At 35.3% G+C, this 26,001-nt stretch carries 24 protein-coding genes; 19 read left to right on the forward strand and 5 right to left on the reverse strand.

What is annotated here, in order from left to right; genetic code table 11:
- Window positions 1-162 precede the first annotated feature (162 nt).
- Genes ACJJVN_RS13070 through ACJJVN_RS13080 form a run of 3 tightly spaced genes read left to right on the forward strand, consistent with a single transcriptional unit; the run spans window position 163 to window position 3,644 of the window.
- Entirely contained in the window at window positions 163-828 is a 666-nt protein-coding gene (locus ACJJVN_RS13070; protein WP_104514296.1) for a succinate dehydrogenase cytochrome b subunit, read from the forward strand.
- Between the two features lie 9 nt (window positions 829-837).
- Window positions 838-2,841 carry a fumarate reductase/succinate dehydrogenase flavoprotein subunit gene (locus ACJJVN_RS13075; RefSeq protein ID WP_405370047.1) on the forward strand — a complete coding sequence of 668 codons (2,004 nt, stop codon included), beginning with the start codon at window positions 838-840 and terminating at the stop codon, window positions 2,839-2,841.
- A 56-nt stretch (window positions 2,842-2,897) separates the two neighbouring features.
- Window positions 2,898-3,644, forward strand: a complete 747-nt coding sequence (locus ACJJVN_RS13080) for a succinate dehydrogenase/fumarate reductase iron-sulfur subunit (RefSeq protein ID WP_104514298.1) — start codon at window positions 2,898-2,900, stop codon at window positions 3,642-3,644.
- Window positions 3,645-4,098: 454 nt separating this feature from the next.
- Here the strand turns inward: ACJJVN_RS13080 and ACJJVN_RS13085 are convergent, their stop codons facing one another.
- Window positions 4,099-5,115 carry a fasciclin domain-containing protein gene (locus ACJJVN_RS13085; RefSeq protein WP_405370046.1) on the reverse strand — a complete coding sequence of 339 codons (1,017 nt, stop codon included), beginning with the start codon at window positions 5,113-5,115 and terminating at the stop codon, window positions 4,099-4,101.
- A gap of 518 nt (window positions 5,116-5,633) precedes the next feature.
- Between ACJJVN_RS13085 and ACJJVN_RS13090 the strand changes: the two genes are divergently transcribed.
- The 11 genes from ACJJVN_RS13090 (at window position 5,634) to ACJJVN_RS13140 (ending at window position 17,457) form a co-directional block, all read left to right on the forward strand.
- Window positions 5,634-6,767, forward strand: a complete 1,134-nt coding sequence (locus ACJJVN_RS13090; protein ID WP_405378604.1) for a methionine aminotransferase — start codon at window positions 5,634-5,636, stop codon at window positions 6,765-6,767.
- A 45-nt stretch (window positions 6,768-6,812) separates the two neighbouring features.
- Window positions 6,813-7,307 (forward strand): hypothetical protein, encoded by a 495-nt coding sequence (locus ACJJVN_RS13095; protein ID WP_405378606.1) that lies wholly within the window; start codon window positions 6,813-6,815, stop codon window positions 7,305-7,307.
- A gap of 99 nt (window positions 7,308-7,406) precedes the next feature.
- On the forward strand, window positions 7,407-8,213 hold the full coding sequence (locus ACJJVN_RS13100; RefSeq protein WP_405378608.1) for a hypothetical protein: 807 nt from the start codon (window positions 7,407-7,409) through the stop codon (window positions 8,211-8,213).
- Window positions 8,214-8,514: 301 nt separating this feature from the next.
- The gene (locus tag ACJJVN_RS13105; RefSeq protein WP_405378610.1) at window positions 8,515-9,981 is read left to right on the forward strand and encodes a lipopolysaccharide biosynthesis protein; all 1,467 of its coding nucleotides are present in this window, start codon (window positions 8,515-8,517) and stop codon (window positions 9,979-9,981) included.
- On the forward strand, window positions 9,978-10,412 hold the full coding sequence (dut, locus tag ACJJVN_RS13110; protein WP_405378612.1) for a dUTP diphosphatase: 435 nt from the start codon (window positions 9,978-9,980) through the stop codon (window positions 10,410-10,412). The genes ACJJVN_RS13105 and dut overlap by 4 nt, the downstream gene beginning before the upstream one ends.
- 53 nt (window positions 10,413-10,465) lie before the next feature.
- Complete coding sequence (locus ACJJVN_RS13115) at window positions 10,466-11,398, forward strand: tetratricopeptide repeat protein (protein WP_405378614.1); 933 nt, start codon at window positions 10,466-10,468, stop codon at window positions 11,396-11,398.
- 96 nt (window positions 11,399-11,494) lie between these two features.
- A complete protein-coding gene (locus ACJJVN_RS13120; protein ID WP_405378616.1) occupies window positions 11,495-12,925 on the forward strand; it encodes a TlpA family protein disulfide reductase in 1,431 nt (476 codons plus the stop codon).
- A gap of 161 nt (window positions 12,926-13,086) precedes the next feature.
- On the forward strand, window positions 13,087-14,103 hold the full coding sequence (locus ACJJVN_RS13125; protein ID WP_405378618.1) for a sugar phosphate nucleotidyltransferase: 1,017 nt from the start codon (window positions 13,087-13,089) through the stop codon (window positions 14,101-14,103).
- A 19-nt stretch (window positions 14,104-14,122) separates the two neighbouring features.
- Window positions 14,123-15,493 carry a tetratricopeptide repeat protein gene (locus ACJJVN_RS13130; RefSeq protein WP_405378620.1) on the forward strand — a complete coding sequence of 457 codons (1,371 nt, stop codon included), beginning with the start codon at window positions 14,123-14,125 and terminating at the stop codon, window positions 15,491-15,493.
- Between the two features lie 2 nt (window positions 15,494-15,495).
- Window positions 15,496-16,251, forward strand: coding sequence for a DUF4292 domain-containing protein (locus tag ACJJVN_RS13135; protein ID WP_405378622.1), 756 nt, complete (start codon window positions 15,496-15,498; stop codon window positions 16,249-16,251).
- Window positions 16,252-17,457 (forward strand): murein hydrolase activator EnvC family protein, encoded by a 1,206-nt coding sequence (locus ACJJVN_RS13140; RefSeq protein WP_405378624.1) that lies wholly within the window; start codon window positions 16,252-16,254, stop codon window positions 17,455-17,457. It begins immediately after the preceding gene.
- 423 nt (window positions 17,458-17,880) lie between these two features.
- Here ACJJVN_RS13140 and ACJJVN_RS13145 read toward each other — a convergent pair whose 3' ends face one another.
- The 3 genes from ACJJVN_RS13145 to ACJJVN_RS13155 all read right to left on the reverse strand — a co-directional run bounded on the left by ACJJVN_RS13145 (window position 17,881) and on the right by ACJJVN_RS13155 (window position 20,862).
- The gene (locus ACJJVN_RS13145) at window positions 17,881-18,393 is read right to left on the reverse strand and encodes an acyl-CoA thioesterase (protein WP_104514311.1); all 513 of its coding nucleotides are present in this window, start codon (window positions 18,391-18,393) and stop codon (window positions 17,881-17,883) included.
- A 365-nt stretch (window positions 18,394-18,758) separates the two neighbouring features.
- Window positions 18,759-20,300: a ribonuclease E/G gene (locus ACJJVN_RS13150; RefSeq protein ID WP_104514312.1), complete on the reverse strand. Its 1,542-nt coding sequence runs from the start codon at window positions 20,298-20,300 to the stop codon at window positions 18,759-18,761.
- 271 nt (window positions 20,301-20,571) lie between these two features.
- Window positions 20,572-20,862 (reverse strand): HU family DNA-binding protein, encoded by a 291-nt coding sequence (locus ACJJVN_RS13155; RefSeq protein ID WP_104514313.1) that lies wholly within the window; start codon window positions 20,860-20,862, stop codon window positions 20,572-20,574.
- Between the two features lie 129 nt (window positions 20,863-20,991).
- Between ACJJVN_RS13155 and mutY the strand changes: the two genes are divergently transcribed.
- The 5 genes from mutY to ACJJVN_RS13180 all read left to right on the forward strand — a co-directional run bounded on the left by mutY (window position 20,992) and on the right by ACJJVN_RS13180 (window position 25,563).
- Window positions 20,992-22,035, forward strand: coding sequence for an A/G-specific adenine glycosylase (gene mutY, locus ACJJVN_RS13160; protein ID WP_405378626.1), 1,044 nt, complete (start codon window positions 20,992-20,994; stop codon window positions 22,033-22,035).
- 121 nt (window positions 22,036-22,156) lie between these two features.
- Complete coding sequence (locus ACJJVN_RS13165) at window positions 22,157-22,666, forward strand: single-stranded DNA-binding protein (protein WP_405370029.1); 510 nt, start codon at window positions 22,157-22,159, stop codon at window positions 22,664-22,666.
- Between the two features lie 24 nt (window positions 22,667-22,690).
- A complete protein-coding gene (locus ACJJVN_RS13170) occupies window positions 22,691-24,028 on the forward strand; it encodes a gliding motility-associated protein GldE (protein WP_405370028.1) in 1,338 nt (445 codons plus the stop codon).
- On the forward strand, window positions 24,013-24,582 hold the full coding sequence (gene gldD, locus ACJJVN_RS13175) for a gliding motility lipoprotein GldD (protein WP_104514316.1): 570 nt from the start codon (window positions 24,013-24,015) through the stop codon (window positions 24,580-24,582). Before ACJJVN_RS13170 ends, gldD begins: the two co-directional genes overlap by 16 nt.
- A 75-nt stretch (window positions 24,583-24,657) precedes the next feature.
- The gene (locus tag ACJJVN_RS13180) at window positions 24,658-25,563 is read left to right on the forward strand and encodes a DMT family transporter (protein ID WP_405378628.1); all 906 of its coding nucleotides are present in this window, start codon (window positions 24,658-24,660) and stop codon (window positions 25,561-25,563) included.
- 1 nt (window position 25,564) lies between these two features.
- Here the strand turns inward: ACJJVN_RS13180 and ACJJVN_RS13185 are convergent, their stop codons facing one another.
- Window positions 25,565-25,921, reverse strand: coding sequence for a hypothetical protein (locus tag ACJJVN_RS13185; protein WP_348115228.1), 357 nt, complete (start codon window positions 25,919-25,921; stop codon window positions 25,565-25,567).
- Window positions 25,922-26,001: the final 80 nt, after the last annotated feature.

Genomic DNA, 26,001 nt, shown 5'->3' on the forward strand with positions numbered 1-26,001 from the left:
TTTATGAAAGGAAAATAAGAAACATCCTACTAATTGTGTGCATTGAGGCTAGAGAGCTATTAAGATTCAATCCAAATAAGACAAAGTTAAACGGCTTTTGGCTATTACGATTGAAATTGATGGATCGGAAAGTTATCTTTGCGTCAAACTAAAAAATTACACATGAGCGCATTAGTAAAATCATCGCTTGCCAGAAAGTGGGTAATGGCACTTTCAGGATTATTCCTTGTTGTCTTCCTTACACAACACTTTGTCATCAACATCACATCTGTCTTTGCACCAGATACCTTTAATGAGATTTCTCATTTTATGGGGTACAATCCTATGGTACAGTTTATTGCACAGCCTATCTTGATAATTGGACTTATAGTTCACTTTATAATGGGTATCGTGTTAGAACTTAAGAACAGAAGTGCTCGTCCTATTAAGTATGCAAAGTTTTCAGGTAACGCAAACTCTCAATGGGTATCTCGTAACATGATCATTACTGGACTAGTTGTACTTGCATTTTTAGGATTGCACATGTACGATTTCTGGGCAGAAGAGATAGGTTACAAGTATATCAGTGCAAATCCAGAAGATCCTACTAGATATTATGAAGAGTTGGTTCATAAATTTGCGCCATTCTGGAGAACAATCATCTACGTGATTGCAAACGTTCTTCTTGCAATGCACTTATGGCACGGATTTAATAGTTCGTTCCAGTCTATGGGAGCAAAGGCTATTAATAAAGGTGATGGATTAAGAAAGTTCACTTATGCATGGTCTGTGATAATTCCTGCTGGATTTATCTTTATCGCATTGTTTCACCATTTTTCTCACTCCTAATAAGAAGTTATGTCAGTATTAGATTCTAAAGTACCTAAAGGACCACTTGCTGAAAAGTGGGTAAATCATAAAAATCATATTAACCTAGTTAACCCTGCAAATAAACGTAACATAGATGTTATCGTTGTAGGAACTGGACTAGCAGGTGGAGCTGCGGCTGCAACTCTAGCAGAGCTAGGATATAATGTAAAGACATTTTGTTATAACGATTCACCACGTCGTGCGCACTCTATTGCTGCACAAGGTGGTATTAACGCTGCAAAGAATTATCAAGGTGATGGAGATTCAAATTTCCGTTTATTCTATGATACTATTAAAGGTGGTGATTATAGATCTCGTGAAGCAAACGTACATAGACTAGCCGAGGTTTCTGGAAATATTATCGACCAGTGTGTGGCGCAAGGAGTTCCTTTTGCACGTGAATATGGTGGACTATTAGATAACCGTTCTTTCGGTGGTGTATTAGTTTCTAGAACATTTTATGCAGCTGGACAGACTGGACAACAGTTATTATTAGGAGCATATTCTGCCTTAAACAGACAGATTAACCGTGGTAAAGTAACTCCATTTAACCGTCATGAGATGTTAGATCTTGTAAAGGTAGATGGTAAAGCTCGTGGAATTATTGCTCGTAACTTAGTTACTGGTGAGATAGAAAGACATGGAGCGCATGCGGTAGTAATTGCTTCTGGTGGTTATGGAAATGTATTTTTCCTTTCTACAAATGCAATGGGTAGTAATGTAATGGCAGCGTGGAGAACACACCGTCGTGGTGCACACTTTGCAAACCCTTGTTATACTCAGATTCACCCTACTTGTATTCCTGTAAGTGGTGAACACCAGTCTAAACTGACTTTAATGTCAGAGTCTTTACGTAACGATGGTCGTATCTGGGTTCCTAAAAACATAGAAGATGCTAAGGCTATACAAGAAGGAAGACTTAAAGGTGTAGATCTTAAAGAAGAAGATAGAGATTATTATCTAGAAAGAAGATATCCTGCATTTGGTAACCTTGTACCTCGTGATGTTGCATCTCGTGCGGCAAAAGAGCGTTGTGACGCAGGTTATGGTGTGAATAAAACAGGTCAGGCAGTTTATCTTGATTTTGCTGCATCTTTCTTAAGATATGGTAAAATAGAAGCGTTAACTAGTGGTCATAAAGATGCTAGTGAGGCAGAAATTATTGCATTAGGTAAAAAGGTAATTGAGAATAAGTATGGTAACCTATTTGATATGTACCGCAACATTACAGATGAGAATCCGTATGAGATGCCTATGAAAATATATCCGGCAGTACACTACACGATGGGTGGACTTTGGGTAGATTATAACTTACAGACTACAGTGCCAGGATGTTTTGCAGCTGGTGAGGCTAACTTCTCTGATCACGGTGCAAACCGTTTAGGAGCTAGTGCATTGATGCAGGGTCTAGCAGATGGTTACTTTGTATTACCATATACTATAGGTGATTATCTTGCAAACGAGATTAGAACTGGAGCTATTTCTACTGAAACAGCAGAGTTTGATCAAGCAGAAAAAGATACTCGTGCACGCATAGAGAAATTGATGAATGGTGCTGGTGTACATTCTGTAGACTATTATCACAAAAAGTTAGGTTTAATCATGTGGAACAAGTGTGGTATGTCTCGTAATGAGGCTGACCTTAAGTCTGCAATGAATGAAATAGCTGAACTTAGAGCAGATTTCTGGAAGAACGTAAAAGTTCCTGGAAGCGCAGATACTAAGAATCAAGAACTAGAAAAAGCAGGCCGCGTAGCAGATTTCCTTGAATTAGGTGAGCTGTTTGCAAAGGATGCTCTTGATAGAAACGAGAGTTGTGGTGGTCACTTTAGAGAAGAGTACCAGACTGAAGAAGGTGAAGCATTACGTGATGATGTAAACTTTGCTTATGTAAGCGCATGGGAATATAACGAGAATCCTCGCGATGCTAAATTACACAAAGAAGACCTAGTCTTTGAAAATGTGGAATTGAAAACTCGTAGTTATAAATAATAGAATTTTAATTGTCTCGCTTTCGCGAAAGCGGAACAAACTAAATACATAGAAGTATGAAACTTACTTTAAAAATATGGCGTCAAGCTAATTCTGAAGCTAAAGGAAACATGATCACTTACCCTATCGATGGTGTAGATGGAGATATGTCTTTTCTTGAAATGATGGATATCGTTAATGAAGGATTAATTAATAAAGGAGAAGAGCCTGTAGAATTTGATCACGACTGTCGTGAGGGAATTTGTGGAGCTTGTTCTATGATGATTAATGGACAGCCTCATGGTCCACAAAGGTTGACAACAACATGTCAGTTGCACATGAGAAAATTTAATGATGGTGACACCATTACTATCGAGCCATGGAGAGCGGCTGGTTTTCCAGTAATTAAGGATTTAATTGTTGATCGTTCTTCTTTTGATAGAATACAGCAAGCTGGTGCTTATGTATCTGTGAATACTTCTGGTAATACACAAGATGCTAACTCTATTCCTGTAGAAAAAGCAAAGGCAGATGAAGCATTCCACTCAGCAACTTGTATAGGTTGTGGAGCGTGTGTTGCGGCATGTAAAAATGCAAGTGCTATGTTGTTTACTAGTGCAAAAGTATCTCAATATGCTTTATTACCACAAGGTGAGGTAGAGGCTACTGATCGTGTTATGAACATGGTACGTCAGATGGATATGGAAGGTTTTGGTAACTGTACGAATACTGGAGCATGTATGATCGAGTGTCCTAAAGGAATTAAATTAGAAAACATTGCTAGAATGAATCGTGAGTATCTTAAGGCAGAGACATTAGGATAGATTCAGGGTTGTAATTACGGCTATATAATTATAAAAAGGCTCAAGAACTTTCTGTTCTTGAGCCTTTTTTTTGATCCATCTATTTAGTTTGATGATCGGTTTTTATAGCATCCATTAATATCTTACTGTCTGTAGATATTGTAACATGGTGTTTAAACACCTGTATAATTACTTTGTTATGTTCTAGTAGTGTTGTATTCTAGCGAGTTGTAATGGTCTTAAATCATCCTAATCAACGTATTCCATGATGATTTTTGGTGTTGATTTAGATGTGTATTGTTGATTAAGAATTTAATTGAGTTACAACGGTAACTCGCAAGTAGTGTTGTTGGGTTGTGATCTAGTTAAATGCTAGATATTTAATGTTCTTTAGAATTGTAAAAGTAAAAAGCTCCTGTACAGTTTTGTACAGGAGCTTTTTAATAAACCGAATTTAGATAAGTGTAATCTAATATTATCTAGTGTATAGAGAACCTGCTATTTTTTGAACAGTACCGTTTGCTACATGAATTATAGCTTCTTGATCTCCTATTAGGTTAACAGTGTGAGGTAGAAAACCGTTATTTATTGTCAAAGAAACGCTACCATTAGTATTTACGTTAGTCGTTGCAGTAGCTAATCTAGTTGCTACTTCTTGATTATCTTGCAACTGTCCTATGTAGTGACTTCCTGTTACAGATATGTGAGAGTTGATAAAGTCTCCTAATCTATCGCCAACTGGTGCGTTATTAGAGTCAGCATCTAATACAAGCGCAGCTGTAAGTACATCTAGTCTTGGTAAAAACACTGTAAAAGGTGTGTCAGAACTTCTTAAAACTTTTTGATTACATAAAGCTATGATTTCTTCACTAGATGAACTCTGAGAGATAATGTCGTTCATGATATTGAAAGATTCGCAAGTTGTGATTAATGATTGTAAAGTAGAAGGCTCTATAATGTTATTTACTATAGTTGCGCTACCATTAGAAAATGACAGTGTTTCATTCATTACATCTACCCCATTTAATGTTGTGGTATTGCCTTGGTGTTGTACTACTGCAGCAATATTAATATCGCTGTTAAATAACTGAGTTGCTTTGGTTGTGATGATTAATTCTGGAGCAATGTTGTGTGATTTAATATCTACATCACTATTCATTACATGATTAAGTAATATTTGTTTTAAGTAGCTATTAGGTATTTCTTCAATTGATTGATAATCGTTTTCTTGTAGGAATGCGTCAAAGGCATTGTTGTCTGGCAAGAAAACGTAAGAAGTGCCCTCTTCATCTAGTGATCCTAAAAGGTTCACTTGTTCTAATGCTGTTGCTAGCGTAGTAAGATTGTTTTGAGACTTAATGAAAGAAGAGATAGTACCTCCGGCAGGATCTACATATAAATCTTCGTTAGTTAATTCGTCCTTTTCACAAGAAACAATGACGGACATAAAGCACATTAAAAGTAAGCTACGTAGTAAGTAAATATTTTTCATAATTTTCGGTTTATTCGTTTATATGTTCAAATATCAGGTTTATCAGTTAAATATTGCTATTTAAGTTTATAATATTTTTCTTAAAACCGATATTATTGCATTACAACGATATTTTTAAACTTGATTTTAATAATTAATCGACTTATAATCAACTGTTTAGATTGTAAATGTTTTTATTGTGTCGTTATAGATTTAATTTTAATTAAAAATGCATTTCATCGATTTCGTATGCTTGTATCATTTTTGAAATAGTTATAATGCGTAGATATACACGTAGTTAAGTGTTTTTTGATTTATTCAATGATGTTTTTTAACTAGTAAAAACAATCTTAAAAGAGATTATAATTAACAAAGGTTAATTTATTAACATGAATTTAAGGATAATGATAGTTAAATGGAAACTTTTTTAATTTTGATTTGATGGTATTGTAAAAAGAATCTGTCCTGCGGACTATTTGGATTAGTTTTATACCACTTATTTATTCCGGTTTTATAATACTATGTTGTAATTTACCTTCATGATTTCAAAACTTCCCAACGTTACAGACTCCATCTTTACTATAATGAGTAGGCTGTCGCAAGAACACGGCGCTATTAACCTTGCTCAAGGTTTTCCTAATTTTTCTGTAGATCCTATATTAAAGGACTTGCATATTAAAGCTATACAAGAAGACAAGAACCAGTATGCACCTATGGCAGGATTGCTTTCTTTGCGAGCTGCTATTTCTAATATGACACAGCAACAGCATAAAGCGTTTTACAATCCAGAAAATGAAATATGCCTGACTGCAGGTGCTACACAAGCTATTTATTGCGCCATACAGACAGTGGTCCATCCAGGTGATGAAGTGATAATTTTCACTCCTGCTTATGATTGTTATGAACCGGCTATTCAACTAGCTGGTGGTAAAACGATAAGTATCCCAATGACTTTACCAGACTTTACCATAGACTGGCAGGAAGTAAAAGATAAAATAACGTCACGTACAAAGATGATCATGATCAACACGCCACATAATCCTAGTGGTAATGTGTTAAGTCATCAAGATATGTTGATTTTAGAAGAGATAGTAGTAACAAATAATCTAGTTCTTCTCAGTGATGAAGTTTATGAACATATTATTTATGACGGTATAGAGCATCGTAGTGCTGCGAGATACCGAGGTTTGCTAGAACGCAGTTTTATAACTGGTAGTTTTGGTAAGACTTTTCATGTTACGGGATGGAAAATGGGATATTGCCTCGCGCCACGACATCTCATGGAAGAGTTTTATAAAATACATCAATACATGGTTTTTTGTGTGAGTCATCCTGTGCAAGATGCAATGGCTCATTATCTTCAAAAACCAGAACGTTATTTAGATCTAGGTAAGTTTTATCAACGTAAGCGAGATCTATTCCTTAACTTGATTCAGGAAAGTAAATTCACCTTTAAACCTGCGCAAGGTTCTTATTTCCAATTGCTAGATTATAGCGCAATAACTGATGAAGGTGATTTTGATTTTGCAAGAAGACTCACCATAGAGCATAAAATTGCAAGTATTCCTATCTCTGTTTTTATGAAGGGTGCCGACCCTAAAATGTTGCGATTTTGTTTTGCAAAGAAAGATAATGATATAATTGCTGCTGCAAAAATATTGAACAGTTTGTAAGAAATCATTTTATTGAAATCCTGAGTTTATTAAATTCTTAATATTATGAAATACCTTATTATATGTATAGCGATTGTTTTGAGCTCTTGCAGTTCTCAAAAAATAAATGAAACGATGATGGCATCAGATTTTCAAACAGGGCTAGAACCTTATTATCAATCTTGGTCAGGTGGTGCGCCAGGATCTAGCAGTGGTGTATCGCTCTATTTTCCTGCATCGATACTAGAAGGAAATCAGTTCCTAGCGGTTTACTTCCGTGGTATGGAGAAAAAAATTGCCAGTTTTACCTCTAACAATAAAAAAATGTTGGTAACTCGTTTTGATTCTCCACAACGAGATAGGGAAATGTCGCTAGATCCTAAAAAGGAATATGGTAACGAGTCTCCATCTTTAGAAAATTTACCTTTTCAATTAAATAATGATCAGGCAATTGTTGCTTTCTTAAAAAATGGAAAAACGATTTATGTAAAGCTAGATGGTATAGATCAAAAAGAAACCATCGCTTATCCTAGTGCGCCACCTCAAGGTAATAGGAATTAAAAAGAAGATATATATCTTTCACTCATTCATATAAAGGACTCACTCATTGCAACTATGTGTGAGTCTTTTCTTTTTATAGGTTTATCAAAATATTTAATTATGAAAAATCTAGTTATAGTTGCGGTTCTTGTTTTAAGTTCCGCTTTCGCGAAAGCGCAAGGAGAACAAATCGCAAAGGAATTAAGAGGCTACATCAATGCAGATGTGTCTGAGGAAATGATAGAGGTAAAAGATAAATCTGGAAAAACACACTACGTAAAAAGTGCCAAAGCTAAGACAGAACATCATATAGGTGGTACAAGTACTTCTAATAGTACTGTTGTTTTTGATGCATTTAATGTACATCCAGAATGGCAAGACATGTCAGTCATTGTGGACTGGACTGGTAGTATGTATAGTTATGTAGGACAGGTGGTAAGATGGCATCATGTAAATAAGGATAAACAATTAATACATAATATGGTGTTGTTTAATGATGGAGATGATAGAAACCGCAATGCAAATTCTGGTGCAAAAGCTATAGGCGCTACAGGTGGTATATACCATCCAGATCATTCTGATATCGATGCATTTTTAAAGACTGTAGCTACTGCAGTAGATAATGGAAATGGAGGCGACGGTCCAGAAAATGATATCGAGGCGGTTCTTGCCAGTCAGGAATTGTGCAACGGACAGAAGGATTTTGTCCTCATAGCAGACTCTAGCGGCATAAGAGATATTTCGCTTGCTAGTCAGATTAAAAGACCGGTACATATCATTATATGTGATTACGTAACTGACGATTATATCAAACTTGCTCAAATGACCAAAGGGAGCATCACATGGCCAGGTGGTTATACAGACTATAGTGGAACTAACTGCAATAAACGACATGTGCATAGTCATGATGTCGTTTGTGCTGGGTAATTAATTTTTTCCCATAAACTTGATAAAACCTATTAAAGACCAACATGCCAAGTTTGTGTCTTGGCATGTTTGGTTGTTATTGATATTTTAAAGTTTATCTGTTATGCCTGATGTTGAAACGACTACGGTTGTTTAAGAAAAATATCACGATCAAATCTGGACAATGTCGACACAAATAAATAGTAAGTAGGTCAAGTCTTAAAAGCTTTTACGGTATCAAATATCTCCAAAATGCAGAATTAATTATGCCTTTTGGGAATAGAAAATAATCCTACCTTTGATATTCAAATAATCTACGTTTTTGAGTTCCATAAAAAACCTTTTTAAGAATACTTTTATTTACGGTCTGGCGACGGTTTTACCACGATTGCTTACCGTGTTACTTACTAAGTTACTCACAGAGTATTTGCCAGGTAAAGTAGAATTTGGTGAGGTTTCAATAATATTCTCCTATATCATCTTTGCAAATGTTATCCTGACTTATGGTATGGAAACAGCGTTTTTTAGATTTTATAATGACGCATCTACTAAGGCAAAGACCTTAAGTACTGCTCTTATCTCTTTATTAATAACAACATTAGTTTTTGGAGGTGCGGCTTATTTATTTATGGATCAAATTGCGGCAGTGACAGAGCTCTCTGCTCAATACTGGAAATGGGTGATAGCTGTAATTGTTTTTGACACTTTAATGGTGATTCCGTTTGCCTACATGCGTGCCCAAGGAAAGTCTACAAATTATGCGTTAATAAAGTTGTTTAACGTGGTGATTTCGGTAGGGATGACTTTACTTTTCTTTACTGTTTTAAAGGACTTCCCAGTAATTCAAAACGTTTTACCTACAGATAAAATTGAACTATTCTTTATAGCTTTTCTCTCTGCTAGTGTTGTGACATTTTTAATTGTAATTAAACCTTATTTCTCCAAATGGGAATTTGACAAAAAACTGTGGAAAACGATGCTTTCTTACGGTTGGCCTATTTTACTCGCTGGTTTTGCTTTTGCTATTAATGAAACGGTAGATAAAATTTTATTACAAAAACTACTACCTGTAAATGAAGAAGAGGCCGAAGGTATAGTAGGTGTTTACACCGCAGGTTACCGACTTGCAGTAGGAATGACCTTATATGCACAAGCGTTTAGGTTAGGAGTAGAGCCATTCTTTTTTAGTCAGTCTGGCGATAAAAATGCGACACAACAATATGCTTTGATAACTAAGGCATTTGTAGCGCTAGGGTCGGTAGCTCTAGTTGCCTATGTAGTTCTTGTAGATTTTATACGTCCATTTATAGTAGATAAAGGTTTTGAAACCGCCATGGAAGTTGTGCCATTGATTTTAATCGCTTATTTCTTCTCTGGTGTCTATCAAACGCTATCGGTGTGGTATAAAATCCAAGATAAAACTAGATATGGTGCTTACATTTCTATTACTGCAGCGATTCTTACTATTGTAGTAAACGTACTACTTATTCCGCATATAGGATATATGGCAAGTGCTTATGCTACTTGCGCAGCTTATGGATTAATGATGGTGGTTTCTTACTTGATAGGTAGAAAACACCTCGCTGTTCCTTACGATCTCAAAAATATTCTGCTATATTTATGCCTTTCTATCTCATTATCATTAGTTTTCTTTTACTATGTAAGAAGTGAATTAGGTATAGAAACATGGCAAACGTACCTAGTAGGAGTATTAATGACTCTTGTTATATTAGGTGTAGTTTGCTTACGCGAAAAAGAAATTATCAATAAAATTCTCAGAAGAAAATGACCATCAAGATTATAAATAAATCATCGCACGCTTTACCTCATTATGAAACTGAAGCAAGTGCAGGAATGGACTTAAGAGCAAATCTACAAACAGCAGTGACTTTGCAACCGCTAGAAAGAGCGATCATAAAAACAGGATTATTTATTGAATTACCTATAGGGACTGAGGCGCAAGTAAGACCTAGAAGTGGTCTAGCAGCAAAAAAAGGAGTCACTGTCCTTAATGCGCCAGGAACTATCGATGCAGATTATCGTGGTGAGATAGGTGTGATACTTGTAAATTTATCTAGCGAGCCATTCACAGTAGAAAATGGAGAGCGTATTGCACAACTAGTTATTGCAAAACATGAACGTGCAGACTGGCAACAAGTAGAAGAATTAAGTTCTACAGAACGTGGAGAAGGTGGTTTTGGGAGTACTGGAGTGAAGTAAGCTCTAATTCCTGCGCAAGCAGGAATCTCTTTGAAAATTTAATAATCATATTCATGAAAAACAATCAGATACTTTTTATTCTCTTCATTTCTCTGGGAATGATATCATATGCTCAAGAAACTGAAGAAGAAGTAGATCCAGCAATAGAGGTTATTGCAGCAGATGCTTGTGAATGTTTAGTTGATATAAAGCTAGATGCAGCAAAAAAGAAAAGATATAACTCTATTAACGATTGTATTGAAACCGCATCTAATACTTTTCAAATGACAGAAGGTATTAAAAACACCTTAGGTATTGGTAAAGATTCTACTATTACAAATGATATAATAATTGAAAAGAATAAATATAAAAGAGAAGTTCAAAGCGCCTTGCTAGAAAGATGTCCCAAAATGAAATTATTGATGTCTAGCGATGAAGTAGAGTCAGAAGTTTCCATATCTGAAAAGAAAAAAGCTGTTGAGTTTTATGAGCAAGGAATGGATTTTTATGTAAAAGAAGATTACAAAAATGCCATCAAATCTTACAAAAAAGCGGTAAGAAAAGATAAGAATTTTGCTTTTGCTTGGGATAATCTTGGACTTTCTTATAGAAAAGATGGTCAGTTTAAAAAAGCGGTAGAGGCTTATGATAAGTCTATAGAATTAGACCCTACAGGAGCGGTGCCGCTTATGAATAAGCCTATAGCTTTTCTTATGGACGGTAAATTACAAGAAGCAATTCTAGCATATCAAGACTACATTAGAGTATTTCCCAACGATGCTGAAGGTTATTATGGTATTTCACGAGTTTATATAGAAACAAAAGAATTTGAAAAGGCTCTTGATAATATTCTAAATGCCTTTGTTAAATATAATGCGGTGAATAGCCCATATGCAAGAGATGCAGAACATGTTATTCAGGTAGTTTATAATAATCTCAAAGAAAACGATATGCTTTCTATTTGGGATCAATACTTGAAGAAGTACGATATTACTGTAGGAGAGTAGTTAATTGAAGGAAATTTATACGACCTTATCTTTTAAATTGTCATTTGCAAGGCACAATTATTGATGTAAATAGCTGTAATCATTTATAAACCAATCATGTGTAAATTTTCTATTTTCCTAGCTTTTGTTTTTTGTGTTTTACTATCGAGCTGTAAGCCTGATAATAAGAATAAAGAATTATCGATACCGGAAATTGCACTAGATAGCCTTATTGATAGTTCGAAAAAAGATAGCCTTACTATAACAGTTGAGCTTCCAGCAGAAAGTTCTGTGATTTTGAATATGGTGGATAAATATTCCCAGCACTTCATTATTGAGCATATAAATAAAACAGATCAAGACAGTGTTTTTGAGACTACAATTTTAAATCCGCATAAAAATCAATTAATCAAGCATGGTATGAGAATGTTTGGTAGCAGTAAATTTGATAGACCGAGTACTTCAATTTTGATCAGTGATACTACTTCTGTTCTTAGTTTAGTCTATAAAGACGATAAACTATCTCTTACACAAGAAGATATGGCGCCAGATGTAACTCGTATGGTTGAAGCTTACGATAGTTTACAAGTCGCAGTTTTTAAGTGGAAAGGTGACGATTCAAAATTCATGAAATCCTTAGATAGTATCAAGAATTTGTATGATTTTCAATACTCTAGCAACACGTTTAATGTAGCGGACGAATTTAGTCAGATTGACGAAGAGCGTTTTAAAGCTCACAAAGCACTCAATAAATACGGATATTATTCTGTTTTGCAAAAACTAGATTTTCAAAGCACTACTATCGATTCTATAATTAAGAATGAGTTTCTGTACATGCCATATTCAGATGGAAGTGGAGTTGTTTTTATTTATTTAAGAAATGAAATTGAAAACATCCCTTTTGATAGTTTGAATAATCCCTTCTACACACAGGAATATCGAGATAACCTCACTCATGGTTTAGTTAAATTCTTAAGTTTTTCAGATTATAAAAGAGCAGATAAATATTTAGATGCTAAGGAATGGCTGCGCACCACAGATTATTACAAAGAAAATAGTAAACAGATTGAACGATTAATCACTCCTATGGATAAGAAGAAATTCAAATCTCTTTTAAGCAAATTTGAATTGCAAGATGTTGATAGTACTACTATTCTTATAAAAGATGTGATTAAAAAACACCCATCTAAATATTATATGATAGATCTTTGGGCAACCTGGTGTGCACCTTGTATAAGTAATATGAAAATGCTAGAAAAGATGTCTTTACCAAAGAGTTTGACTATTATTAATGTGAGCACCGACAAGCTTGAAAATTGGTATAAATGGAAAGAAATGACTTTAGATTTAGGTCATGACGTGACTTATTTTGCAAAAAGAAAATCAGATGTAAATAAAGAGTTTTCAGATTTTATTGAGATAAAATCAATTCCTCGTTATGTGCTATTTGACAAGGATTTAAAACTCATAGACCACGATTTTTATGCTCCATATGAGCCTCAATTTAAAAGTAAAATCGGAGATCTTAAGAATCATAAATACTGGTAATGTTTGAAAATAGCACGTATAATTTAATTTATAAGTTCTTCTAAATTTTTACCTTAGCATTTCAAAGATTTTTCTAGTATAAAATTAACTAATCAAGAGGTAGAAAAATTCAGTTCCATCTCAATAAAATATAAATTCCTACCTGAATAGGAATAACGCCTATGAAAATAATCGTACCTATGGCAGGTCGTGGCTCACGACTTAGACCACATTCACTTACCGTTCCTAAACCATTAATCCCTATTGCAAACCAGCCTATTGTACATAGACTAGTTAAGGATATAGCACGCATACTGTCAGAGCCAGTAGAAGAGATCGCTTTTATTCTAGGTGATCCAGCTTTCTTTGGAGAAGAAGTGGTAAAAAGTTTAGAAAAACTTGCCGAAGGTCTAGGTGCCAAAGCTAGTATTTACCGTCAGTTAGAACCTCTAGGGACTGGTCACGCTATTATGTGTGCAGAGCCTTCTCTTTCAGGTCCGGCAGTAGTTGCTTATGCAGACACGTTAATAAGAGCAAGTTTTGAACTTGATCCTGCAGCAGACGCTGTTATATGGACCAAGCAAGTAGACCGCCCAGAAGCTTATGGTGTTGTGAAATTAAACGACCAAGAAGAAATTGTAGAGCTGGTAGAAAAACCAGAACAATTTGTAAGCGACCAGGCAGTTATAGGTATCTATTACTTTAAAGAAATAGAAAACCTTAAAAAAGAACTGCAATTTGTGATCGATAACGAGATCATTAACGGTGGCGAGTACCAGATCAACGATGGTATAAAAAGAATGATGGCTGCTGGAAATGTTTTTAAAACAGGTACAGTAGACGAGTGGATGGACTGCGGTAACAAGAATGTTGCCATAGAGACCAATCAGCGCATCATGACCTTTATGGAAAAAGATGGAAGTAAAGAAATCAATTCACAACCTACTCTAGAAAACTCAACTATCATACAACCTTGCGTTATCGATAGCAGTGTAGTTCTTAAAAATAGTACCGTAGGACCGCACGTTTCTATAGGCGCAGGAACAGTCATAGATAACTGTACCATTACTAACTCACTGATACAGAAAAACTCTAGTATTAAAAATGCTACATTAGACGAGGCTATGATAGGTAGTCACGTAAAATACGATGCTAATTTTACTAAAATAAGCATCGGTGATTATTCTACTATGGAATAATTATTGAAAACAACAACTTATGATCAAGTCACTTCACATTCTCTCGTTTATAGCTCTATTTTTCTTAAGTAACCTTATTGTTGCTCAAGAAGAAGTAACTTCAGACGATGTGAATGTGGATGATCTAGGTGATGTCTCTGACGGTTTTAAGGATAATTTTTTCAACGCACTTTCTGCAAAGGCTATCGGTAATCACGATAAGGCTATTTTATTTCTAGAGGCTTGCGAAAAAATACAGCCAGATACTGGAGTGGTTCAGTTTGAAATGGGTAAGAATTATTTGATGAGTAACGCTTTCGCGAAAGCGGAACAGAAAATCACTCGTGCCATTGAACTATCTGGAGAATCAGAATGGTTATTAGAAACTTTATACGATGTTTATAACAAACAAACGGAATATGAAAAATCATTAACCGTACTTGAGAAACTAGCAAGGATTAATGAGAATTATGAAGAGCTGCTGCCGTTTCAATATTTGAGAGTAAATAAAAATGAAGAAGCGCTAGCGATCATAGAAAAACTAGATAAACGTCTAGGAGAGGACGACCGTCGCATACTGGTTAAAAGGCAGGTGCAAGCAAGACTAGGAGCAAATGAAGCTAGAGATGGCAATATTGAAGATCTAGAGGCTGCCATCGCGGCAAATCCCAAAGACGAAAAATCTTATATCAATCTCATTTACCTCTACAGTAAAAAGAATAATACAGAAAAGGTTCAAGAAATAGCTGAGGAGCTGGATAAAAATTTGGCTAAAAGTGATAAAGCGCAACTTGCCCTTTATAAAATCTATCTAGAAGCAGGTAAAACACGCAAAGGAATCAGGAGCATGCAAAAGGTTTTTGAATCTACACAGTTTGATACAGAAACTAAAATTAACGTACTCAATGATTTTATACAATCTGACGCTACAGATATAGAAGATAATGATATTGATAACGCCATAAATGATTTTGCAGACCAGGTAGAAGATGTAAAAGCATTTAATGCACTGGGTGATTATTACCTTAAAAGAAAAGATGTAGGTAATTCTATAGCTTTTTATCAAAAAGGACTGGATATCGATAATAAGAATTACGACCTTATTAAAAAGGTGGCGCTCTTAAGTATCGATATAAAAGATTATAATAAAACAGTAGAGATTACTGAGGAGGCGCTGGACGTTTTCCCAGCACAGGCATTGCTCTATTTGTTAAATGGTGTTGCACATAATAAATTAAATGAACCAGATAAGGCGATAGATCAGCTAGAATCTGGATTGAGTTTTTTACTCGATGAGCCTAAGTTAGAAAGTGATATCTATCAACAACTAGCGATAAGTTATGATCAAAAAGGTGATACAACTAAAGCCGCAAAAATGCGTTCTAAAGTAAAGACGCTGTCTAAAAATTAATAATGAGATACTTAAAATACGCATCCATAGTCCTTTTTATATTACTAGCCAGTTGTGGTGGTACACAACGCGCTGCAAATGATGCTACCGCTGCTGCAAAAAGATCTAAAGTAGTGAAGTCTCACAACGCTGCCCGAACTGATTTTGAAACCATGAAAGCCCGTCTTTCTATGAGTTATGATAACTCAAAAAACACGAGGTCATTTACGGTTAATTTGCGCATGGAAAAAGGTAAAAAAATATGGATGAGTGTGACCGTACTAGGTTTTACAGGTGCAAAGGTTTACATAACTCCAGACCGTGTGCAATTTTATGAAAAGCTCAATAGAAGATCTTTTGATGGCGATTTTAGCCTTATAAGTGATTTTTTAGGAGAAGAAATTACCTTTGAACAGTTAGAAGATTTGTTATTAGGTCAGGCAGTAGAGCCTCTGGATAATAAAGATTTTAAAATTGTAGATAACGAGTATCAGTTTAAACAAGAAGGCATCGTGACTAAGCTTTTCAGCCTGCGTCCGTCTGACTTTAAGGTTTCTGAGCAATCTATTGCTAAGCCGTCAGAAAATAGCTTCTTAAAAGTTAATTATACCGAGTATCAAGTGGTAGATGGAAGAATAATCCCAACTGAAGTGAAGATAGATGCTAACCAGCGCGACCGAGTTTCTAAGGTAGAGATGGAGTTTAAAAATGTAGAATTTAATCAATCGATGACGTTTCCTTTCAGCATGCCATCTGGTTACAGTGAGTTTAAATTGTAGATGAAAAAGCACTTTTACTTATCGATGTTGTTTTTGTTGTGTTTCGCTTTCGCGAAAGCGCAATCAGAAAAAGCAGCTCTAGAACAACGTAAAGCAGAGATTCAAAGAGAAATAAATCAATTTGATAGGTTGCTCAAAAACGTGCGTAAAGAAGAAAAAACAATGGTGCTGCTGGTAGAGACCATTGATAAAAAGATATTACGCACTCAAGAGATTATTAACATTACTAATAGGCAAGCAAATAACCTGACTAGAAATATTAAAGCAAATGCTGCTGAGATTAAAAAATTAAATACAGAGGTAAAAGCTCTAAAAGCAGAGTATGCAGAGATGATTGTGAAGTCATATAAATCACAAAATGATCAAAGTAGACTGATGTTTTTATTGAGTTCTGAAGATTTTTTACAGGCTTATAAAAGAGTTCAATATTTAAAATCCTATGCAGACTACCGTAAGAAACAAGCAGAAGAAATAACGATAAAATCCGACGCTATCGCAGCAAAAAATGTAGCGCTAGAAGAAGAGAAAAAAGAAAAGAATAAAGTTCTAGCACTTAATAAAAAACAAAGGACAGCACTTAAAATTGATAAAGTAGAACAAGAGAACCTGCTTGCGGTGGTTAAAGAAAACGAGAAAAAATATGCTGCAGATATAAAGGTAAAAGCAAAAGAGCGCAACAAAATAGACCGAGAACTTAAAGCACTTATTGCAGCCGATATTAAAGCATCTAATAAAGGTAAAACAGGTGCCGTAGCAAATAAATTCTTCTTAACACCTGAAGCAAAAATTCTAGCTAATAATTTTAAAAGTAATAAAGGCAAATTACCATGGCCGGTAGAAGAAGGTTTTGTTTCTAGACGTTATGGTACGCAACCACACCCAGTGGTAAGATCGCTTACTATTGATTCAAATGGACTTAGATTACAAAGCCCTGGCGGTGCAAAAGTGCGTGCTATTTTTGAAGGAGAAGTGATACGTATTACAAAAAGTAAATATGGTATACTCGCGGTACACATAAGACATGGTAACTACACTTCTATATATGATAATCTCAAGTCTGTAAGTGTCGAAAAAGGAGATATGGTAAATACAAAAGATATCATAGGAGAAATTTTCACCTCTAATTCTGGAGAAACAGAACTTAAATTTGTCCTCATGCAGGATAATGATACCGTAGACCCTGCACAGTGGATTGCGAGGAAATGATTAACGATATTAGATTTTTGATTTTTCAAAAAACGATGCTTGGTTGAGCGATAGTCGAAACCTATTTTGAATTCAACAAATAAGTTTACAATAAGGAACTATTTTGATTAACGATTGGAGATCAACGATATCAGATTTTTGATTTTTCACTCTTGTGGAAATTACAATAGTTATAGATTGATAGCGATTCTAGCAGATTGCGCATCAAAGGCGATATGATAAGTTGAAATTGTGTTTTTTCACAACGACACATGAGTTTAAAACTCCTTGCCTAGAAAGAGATTCAGGATTTAGGATTAATGAGGTTGACTTTTTGATTTTTCACTTTTTTTGTAACGAGCAAGTCTTGGTTAAACATAAAAAACCGCTATTTACCTATGATCAGGTATATAGCGGTTTTTTAATGCTAATAGTTTGTGTACTTTATTCAGCAAATAGTGCTTTTAATTCTGTCGCGTCTTTTGCTTTCATTTTTCCAGCAAGAACAAGACTTAATTGCTTACGTCTTAAAGCTGCATCATAACGTTGCTTTTCAAGTTCGCTTTCTGGACTTATAGGTGCAACTGCGATAGGTCTTCCAGTGTCATCTACAGCGACAAAGGAGTAAATAGCCTCATTTGCCTTAGTACGCTCACCGCTTTCACGATCTTCTACCCAAACGTCCATATAAACCTCCATAGAGGTCTTAAAAGCTCTTGTTACTTGTGCTTCTATGGTTACAACACTTCCTAATGGCACCATTCTATTAAAACCTACATTATTTACAGAAGCTGTTACTACTATACGTCTAGAATGACGTCTGGCAGCAATACTCGCCGCGCGATCCATACGAGCTAGTAATTCACCACCAAAAAGATTATTAAGCGGATTAGTCTCACTAGGTAATACCATATCAGTAACGGTAGTAAATGATTGTGAAGGTGTTTTAGCTTGCATAGTACTCAAATTTTTTGCAAAGGTACTCGGTAATTAATGTGGTAAGGAATAATTTTAGAAAATATTGAGAAATAGACGCTCAACCTTTTTTTAATGTCATTCAACCTTTAATTCTACAGTTAATTATTGGATTGTGGAATTAAGTACTTTTCTTAATGATTATAATAAGATCTGTAAAAAGCTTGAATAACCACCATCTTTTAGTGAATAATCATGTGTTTAGGAGTTTTGCATAACTGTTTTCTGTCGTTACTGGTGTGTGATTTGTTAATAAAGCTTGTTATTACCTCTCTTTAGCGAAAGCGAGACCCTAAAAATAACCCACAAAAAAACGCCTACAAGTCTAAACCTGTAGGCGTTTATAATTATTTAAGTTCTTTACCGTCCTTATCTTTAAATTTATATTCTAGATAAGTATAGGCATCTCTAGGTACTACCTTGACCCATTTTTTATGGTTCATAAACCATTTAGATCGTATAGAAGGATATCCTTTTGTTATAAAAGCAGCGATAAAAGGATGCGCATTGAGCGTTATCTTTTTTACACCAGCCTTAAGGTGTCGTTCTAATGTTTCGGTAATTTCCTGTATGACTAGAATAGGAGCTTGTATTTCCTTTCCATTTCCATCAGGATTTTCCTCACGAGTTTTAATATTTACTTCTTGTCTTACACGCTGTCTAGTAATCTGGATAAGACCAAATTTACTAGGTGGAAGGATCTTGTGTTTTGCACGGTCTTCTGACATTTCATCTCTCATGTGTTCATAGAGTTTCTTGCGATTCTCTGCTTTACGCATGTCGATAAAATCTACTACTATAATACCACCCATGTCTCTAAGCCTTAACTGGCGCGCAATCTCAGTTGCAGATATCATGTTGGTTTCTAGTGCAGTGTCTTCCTGACTGTCTGCTTTATTAGATCTATTTCCAGAGTTTACATCTATAACATGCATAGCCTCAGTATGCTCTATAACAAGGTATGCACCTTTGCTCATAGATACTGTACGGCCAAATGATGTTTTGATTTGACGTTCTATACCAAATTTCTCAAAAACTGATGTTCTCGGATTGTGGTATTTTACGATAGACTCTTTATGTGGGGCAATAGTTTTTAAATAGTTTTTAATTTCTTCAAAAACCTCTTGGTCGTCTACGACTATAGAAGTGTATGTGTCATTAAAAACATCTCTCATAAGGGAATTGGTACGACTTACTTCAGTCATAACCTTAGTTGGGAATTGTGCCTTGTGTATTTTGCTACACATGGTTTCCCATTTTGCTACAAGATTTTGTAAATCTTGGTCCAGATCTGCTACGAGTTTACCTTTTGCGACTGTACGTACGATGACGCCAAATCCTTCAGGTTTAATGCTTTTTACAAGTCTTTTTAAACGGCTTTTTTCTTCTTTATCTTCTATCTTTTGAGATATAGAGATGCGATCAGAAAAAGGAACTAGAACAACATACCTACCTGGTAAAGAAAGCTCTGCACTTAGGCGAGGTCCTTTGGTAGAAATAGGTTCTTTAACTACTTGAACAAGAATAGGTTGTGTAGGTGTGATTGCATTTTCAATTGCACCGTGCTTTTCTAAATCTTTTTCAAATTTTATGTCCTTAAGCGTAAAATTTTTACGTCTACCACTTAAAACTTGTTTGGTAAATTTAAGTTGGGTAAGGTATTTAACACCTAGGTCGTGATAGTGTAAAAAACCATCTTTTTCATAGCCTACGTCTACAAATGTAGCGTTAAGACCAGAAAGTACCTTGCGTGATTTTGCAATGAATATATCACTTACCGCAAACTTATTTTCTTCTTCATCTTTGTGTAATTCGACTAGTCTTCCATTTTTGGTAAGAGCATAATCGATTTTTGTAGCACTGGAACGGATAATAATTTCTTTATCCATAATTCCTGTAATGTTTATAACCTTACATGTACTAACGATTAGTAGCAAGTAAAGTATGTTTATATGTTTTTAATACAAGTTTGTTACTACTTGTATAATCAACGAGTTGTCAGTTGCAACCCTATGTCAAAGAACTCTTAAAAATAAAAAAAAAGTAGTCTGAGACTACTTTTTCTTCTTGTGACGATTAGCACGTCTACGTTTTTTACGTTTGTGCGTTGCTACCTTATGTCTCTTTCTTTTTTTACCGCTTGGCATATCTCTTATTTTTTTACTTAACTTTTACGTTTGATTTTACTCCGTCTACAAAAACCTTAGCTGGTTTAAAAGCAGGTATATTGTGAGCAGGAATTTTGATTGTTGTGTTCTTAGAAATGTTACGTCCAGTCTTTTCAGCTCTAGTTTTTACAATAAAGCTACCAAAACCACGTAAATATACGTTCTCTCCAGTTTCAAGAGAATCCTTCACCTCATTCATGAAAGACTCAACAGTTGCCTGTACATCAGTCTTCTCCATTCCCAGTTTGTCTGAAATCTTAGATACGATATCTGCTTTAGTCATTTTTAAATTTTAATTTAATTAGGGTTTATTAAACAGGGCGCAAATATACCCTAAAAAAGTAAATATGAAATCTCTAATCAATTAAAATTTAAGAAGATATATATTGCAGGCTGCAATTTAACGCTTTTTATGGACTTTTCTAGGCAACTTATTGATTGGTATGTAGTTAACAAGAGAGAGCTGCCGTGGCGCGATACTCAAAACCCATATTTTATTTGGCTTAGTGAGGTCATATTACAGCAAACTCGCGTTAAACAAGGGTTACCTTACTATAAAAGTTTTGTTAAAAACTACCCTACAGTTCAAGAACTAGCCGCTGCACCCCAAGATGATGTACTTAAATTATGGCAGGGATTAGGCTATTATTCCCGTGCTAGAAATTTACAAGCTGCCGCCGTGCAAATAGTCGATAATGATCTTAAATTTCCTGATACCTATAAAGAACTCCTTACTTTAAAAGGAGTAGGTGATTATACCGCTGCTGCGATCGCTAGTTTTGCCTTTAATGAACCGGTTGCTGTCGTGGACGGTAATGTGTATCGTGTTCTATCTCGTATATATGGTATCGCAACACCTATTAATGTGCCGGCAGGCGTTAGAGAATTTAAGGAACTGGCGAGCAAATTGCTTGATAGGAAAGATCCTGCTACGCATAATCAGGCGATTATGGAATTCGGTGCGATGCAGTGCACACCCAAAAACCCTGATTGTGACAACTGTCCTTTTCAAAAAGATTGTGTCGCATTTAATGAAGGTAGAATTGCAGATTTACCAGTTAAGATTAAGAAGACTAAGGTTAAGAGCCTTTTCCATCATTATATAGTTATACAGACGCCGTCCAAAAAACTTCTGTTTAATCAGCGCGATAACAGTAGTATATGGGCTGGGTTATTTGAGTTTCCTTATATAGATGCTAGTGGCGCACTGTTGCCAGTAGAGTTAACAGAGCATGAAGTGTTTAAAGATGTTGTTGGTGGGTCTCGCTTTCGCGAAAGCGTATACAACCAAGAGCCTATTATCCATAAATTATCTCACAGAAAGATACATGCCTATTTCTGGATTGTGGAAGTAGAAGATGAGATAAACGGTGCTATTACTATTGAAGAGGCTCAAGAAAGACCTGTACATGTATTGATGGAGCGTTTTATGAAAGATTTTTGGCAATTGAAATAAAACAATTTTGTAATTTACATGGGCTAACAATCTCACGACGTGGGCGTTTTTCCATATCTTTGACAACTTTTTTAAACAACCATACAAGACAATATATTTATAAATTCAATACAGACTAATTATGGCAGGTACAGTAAATAAAGTGATACTTATAGGTCACACGGGAGACGAAGTGAAGATGAAGTACTTTGAAGGTGGAAATTGCATAGGTAGATTCCCACTGGCTACAAATGAAGAATATGTAAACCGCAGTACTGGTGAGCGTGTTTCAAATACAGAATGGCACAATTGTGTTGTACGTAATAAAGCTGCCGAAGTATGTGAGAAATACTTGAAGAAAGGAGATAAGGTATATGTAGAAGGGCGCATTAAAAACCGTCAGTGGACTGGAGAAGATGGACAGCAACGCTACACGACCGAAATTCAAGTGCAAGAATTTACTTTCTTAACACCTAAAAATGAAGCTGCAGCACCTAGTAGACCACAACAAAGTGCTCCTGCTCGTCCTCAAACACAGCAGCAACCTCAGGCTGCAGCGCCACAACAGCCGCAATCACCATCTAGTAATACTTACAGCCAGCCTGTAACTAGTGATAGTAGTGCTAGCGACGATGACGATTTACCATTTTAATTTAAAAGAATTAATTCATACTAATTGGATCCTGACCCAGCGCTTTTACTTAATGTTTCAATGATTTCTAGTGGAGATCAATTCATATATCTAGCCGTTTTTATATTGCTATTAATAGGTAGCGCACTTATAAGCGGTGCCGAAGTAGCTTTTTTCACGCTATCTAGCACAGAGTTAGATGACGAAAATGAAGATTTTCCTAGACGTAGTATAGTAAAGAAACTATTAGATAGGCCTAAGAAACTGCTAGCTACCATATTGATTGCAAATAATGCGATCAATATAACGTCGGTTTTAATATTTGGTATTCTTAGTGAAACATGGTTTGCAAATATTGAACCTGTTGCTGTAGATTTTGGTTTTCAATTTGACCTTGATATTAGATTTGTTCTTGAGGTAGTGGTTATTACCTTTTTGATATTGCTATTCGGTGAGATTTTCCCTAAGGTTTATGCAAATCGCAATCCTAAAGGTTTTGCCAGTTTCATGGCGATACCGCTTAATATTCTTGATAAAATATTCAGTTTTATCAGTTTGCCTATGCGATACGTGACCTTGTTGATACAGGACCGTCTAGGTAGTAAGAAATCTAATATTACCATATCTCAATTATCACAGGCTCTAGAACTGACAGATGAGAACGATACTACAGACGAAGAGCAGCAATTGTTACAAGGTATTGTGAGTTTCGGTAACACGCATACTAAGAACGTGATGCGCAACCGTACTGATGTTTTTGCTCTTGACGACACTTTACCTTTTAAAGATATTATACCACAAGTAATTGAACATGGATATTCACGTATACCATGTTATAAAGAAAGTATAGATCATATTACAGGTGTTCTTTATGTAAAAGATTTACTTCCTTATATAGAGCGTAAGAATTATGAATGGACTAAACTGCTTAGAGAAGTCTATTTTGTGCCTGAGAATAAAAAGCTAGACGATTTATTACAAGAATTTCAAGAGAAGAAAAAGCATATAGCTATAGTAGTAGATGAATATGGTGGGACTAGTGGTTTAATATCTCTAGAAGACATTATTGAAGAGATAGTAGGAGACATCAGCGACGAGTTTGACGAGGAAGATTTAGTGTATTCAAAGCTAGATGATAAGAATTATGTTTTTGAAGGAAAAACGCAATTAAAAGATTTTTATAGAGTTCTAGATCTAGAAGAAGAAGACGCTGCAATCTTTGATGGTAGTAAAGGTGAGTCAGAAACTCTGGCTGGTTTTATATTAGAACAAACAGGTCATTTTCCTAGAAAATTAGATAAAATAACTTTTCATAATATTACCTTTTTAATAGAGGTGATGGATAATAAACGCATTAAACAAATCAAATGTACGCTAGCTTAAGAATACTACTTGTACTAACTCTTATCATCACAGTCTCTAGCTGTAACGATAAGGAAGTGTTGCCTAAACCTAGTGCACAGCTTGCACTAGATTTTCCTGAAGGTGACTACGTGCAGTCTAATAATTTGAACTGTCCGTTTTCTTTTGAGGTAAATGAATATGCTAGAATACTGGCTAAAACAGATTGTTCTATGAAAATAGAATATCCAGGTATGGACGCTACCGTGTATTTAAATTATAGACCGGTACAAGATAATTTGAGAAAACTACTTATTGATGGTCAGAAACTGTCTTATGACCATAATCAAAAAGCAGATGTAATAGGTGATTACCCATTTGTTAATAAGATGAATAAGACCTACGGGATGATGTACGAGATAGAAGGTAATGCGGCTTCTAATGCGCAATTCTATGTGACAGACAGTACAAAACACTTTCTTACAGCGTCTTTATATTTCTATACACAGCCTAATTATGACTCCATTTTACCAGCGGTAGATTATGTGAAAAAAGACATGATTAAAATGATGGAAACTTTAAAGTGGAAAGAATAAAAGGAGTCCACAACACTTTTGTAAATATTTTGCAATTCTAATAGTTATAAAGTTCATCTTTGTCCTTTTATTTTTATGGATAATTCTAGACTCAAGTACGTTTACCTAGTTGTTTTAAGCCTTATTTGGGGTTCTTCATTTATTTTAATTAAAAAGGCTCTCGGTGAGAATAATGGAGAATTAGTATTGCAGCCTTTACAGTTAGGCGCGGTGCGTACCATGATTTCTGGGGTTATACTTATCGCTATAGGCTGGAAATCCTTTATAAAGACTAAAAGAAAAGACTGGCCATGGCTAGCTGTCTCAGGTTTACTAGGTACATTTTTTCCCGCTTTCTTATTTGCCTATGCGCAAACAGAAATAGACAGTGCTATAAGTGCTATTCTCAATTCTACCGTACCATTAATTACCTTGATAATGGGAAGTGTTATTTTTGGGATTTCATTCTCAAAAAAGCAACTTCTAGGCGTGATCATAGGTCTAGCAGGAGCTGTAGGGTTAGTACTTACAGGTATGGATAGTCATCCAGATCAGAATTATCTATTTGCTGGACTGGTTCTAATAGCGTGTACTTGTTATGCGAGTAATGTAAATATTATAAAGAGGTATCTTCAAAACATTAAACCACTCGCTATCGCGACAGGTAATTTTGTATTCATCGCTCCACTTGCGGCCATAGTATTTTTCAGTGCAGACGGTGCTTCTCTAGAGTATTCTAGTCCAGCGGTACAACGTAGTTTAATGTATATGGTAGTCTTATCTATTTTTGGAACCGTTGCAGCAAAAATTATGTTTAACAAACTTGTACAGATCACTTCTCCGGTTTTTGCTAGTTCTGTCACCTATTTAATGCCTGTTATAGGTCTCACATGGGGTATTATGGATGGAGAACAATTCCACTTTTGGCAAGGAGTCTCGACTGGTGTTATAATTCTAGCCGTAGTTTTAGTAACTAGAGAGAAGAAAGTAGTGATTAAATAAATTAATCTATAACCTCGCTTACTACCATATAGTTTACAATCGCTTCTTTCATTAATAAAGATTGTTCTCCAGCTTTAAGAGGTGGCAAATTTTCCTTAACAATATAATGCGGCCATTTATCATCGTCATAATGAGAAAATTCATAATAACCATACGGTTCTAAAACTCTACATATAGCAATATGCATCAATTGCAATTTCTCATCTTTTTGAAACTTGCGATGCAATTGTCCTAGTTCTTGTAGGCCTATTATAAATAATATAGCATCCAGATCCATCTCATCACCATCTGCAAATCGGGATTGAAAAAACGCCACTGTGCGTACCCATCTATCTTTTAATTGCTCATCTCTAGTCATGGAACAAAGATACCTCTAGATTGCTTTATTAAGGAGTATATCTTTGTTTTAATTCCGCTTTCGCGAAAGCGGAACACCAA

It is taken from the genome of Nonlabens sp. Asnod3-A02 (assembly GCF_045063755.1).
GTDB classification, from domain to species: domain Bacteria; phylum Bacteroidota; class Bacteroidia; order Flavobacteriales; family Flavobacteriaceae; genus Nonlabens; species Nonlabens xylanidelens.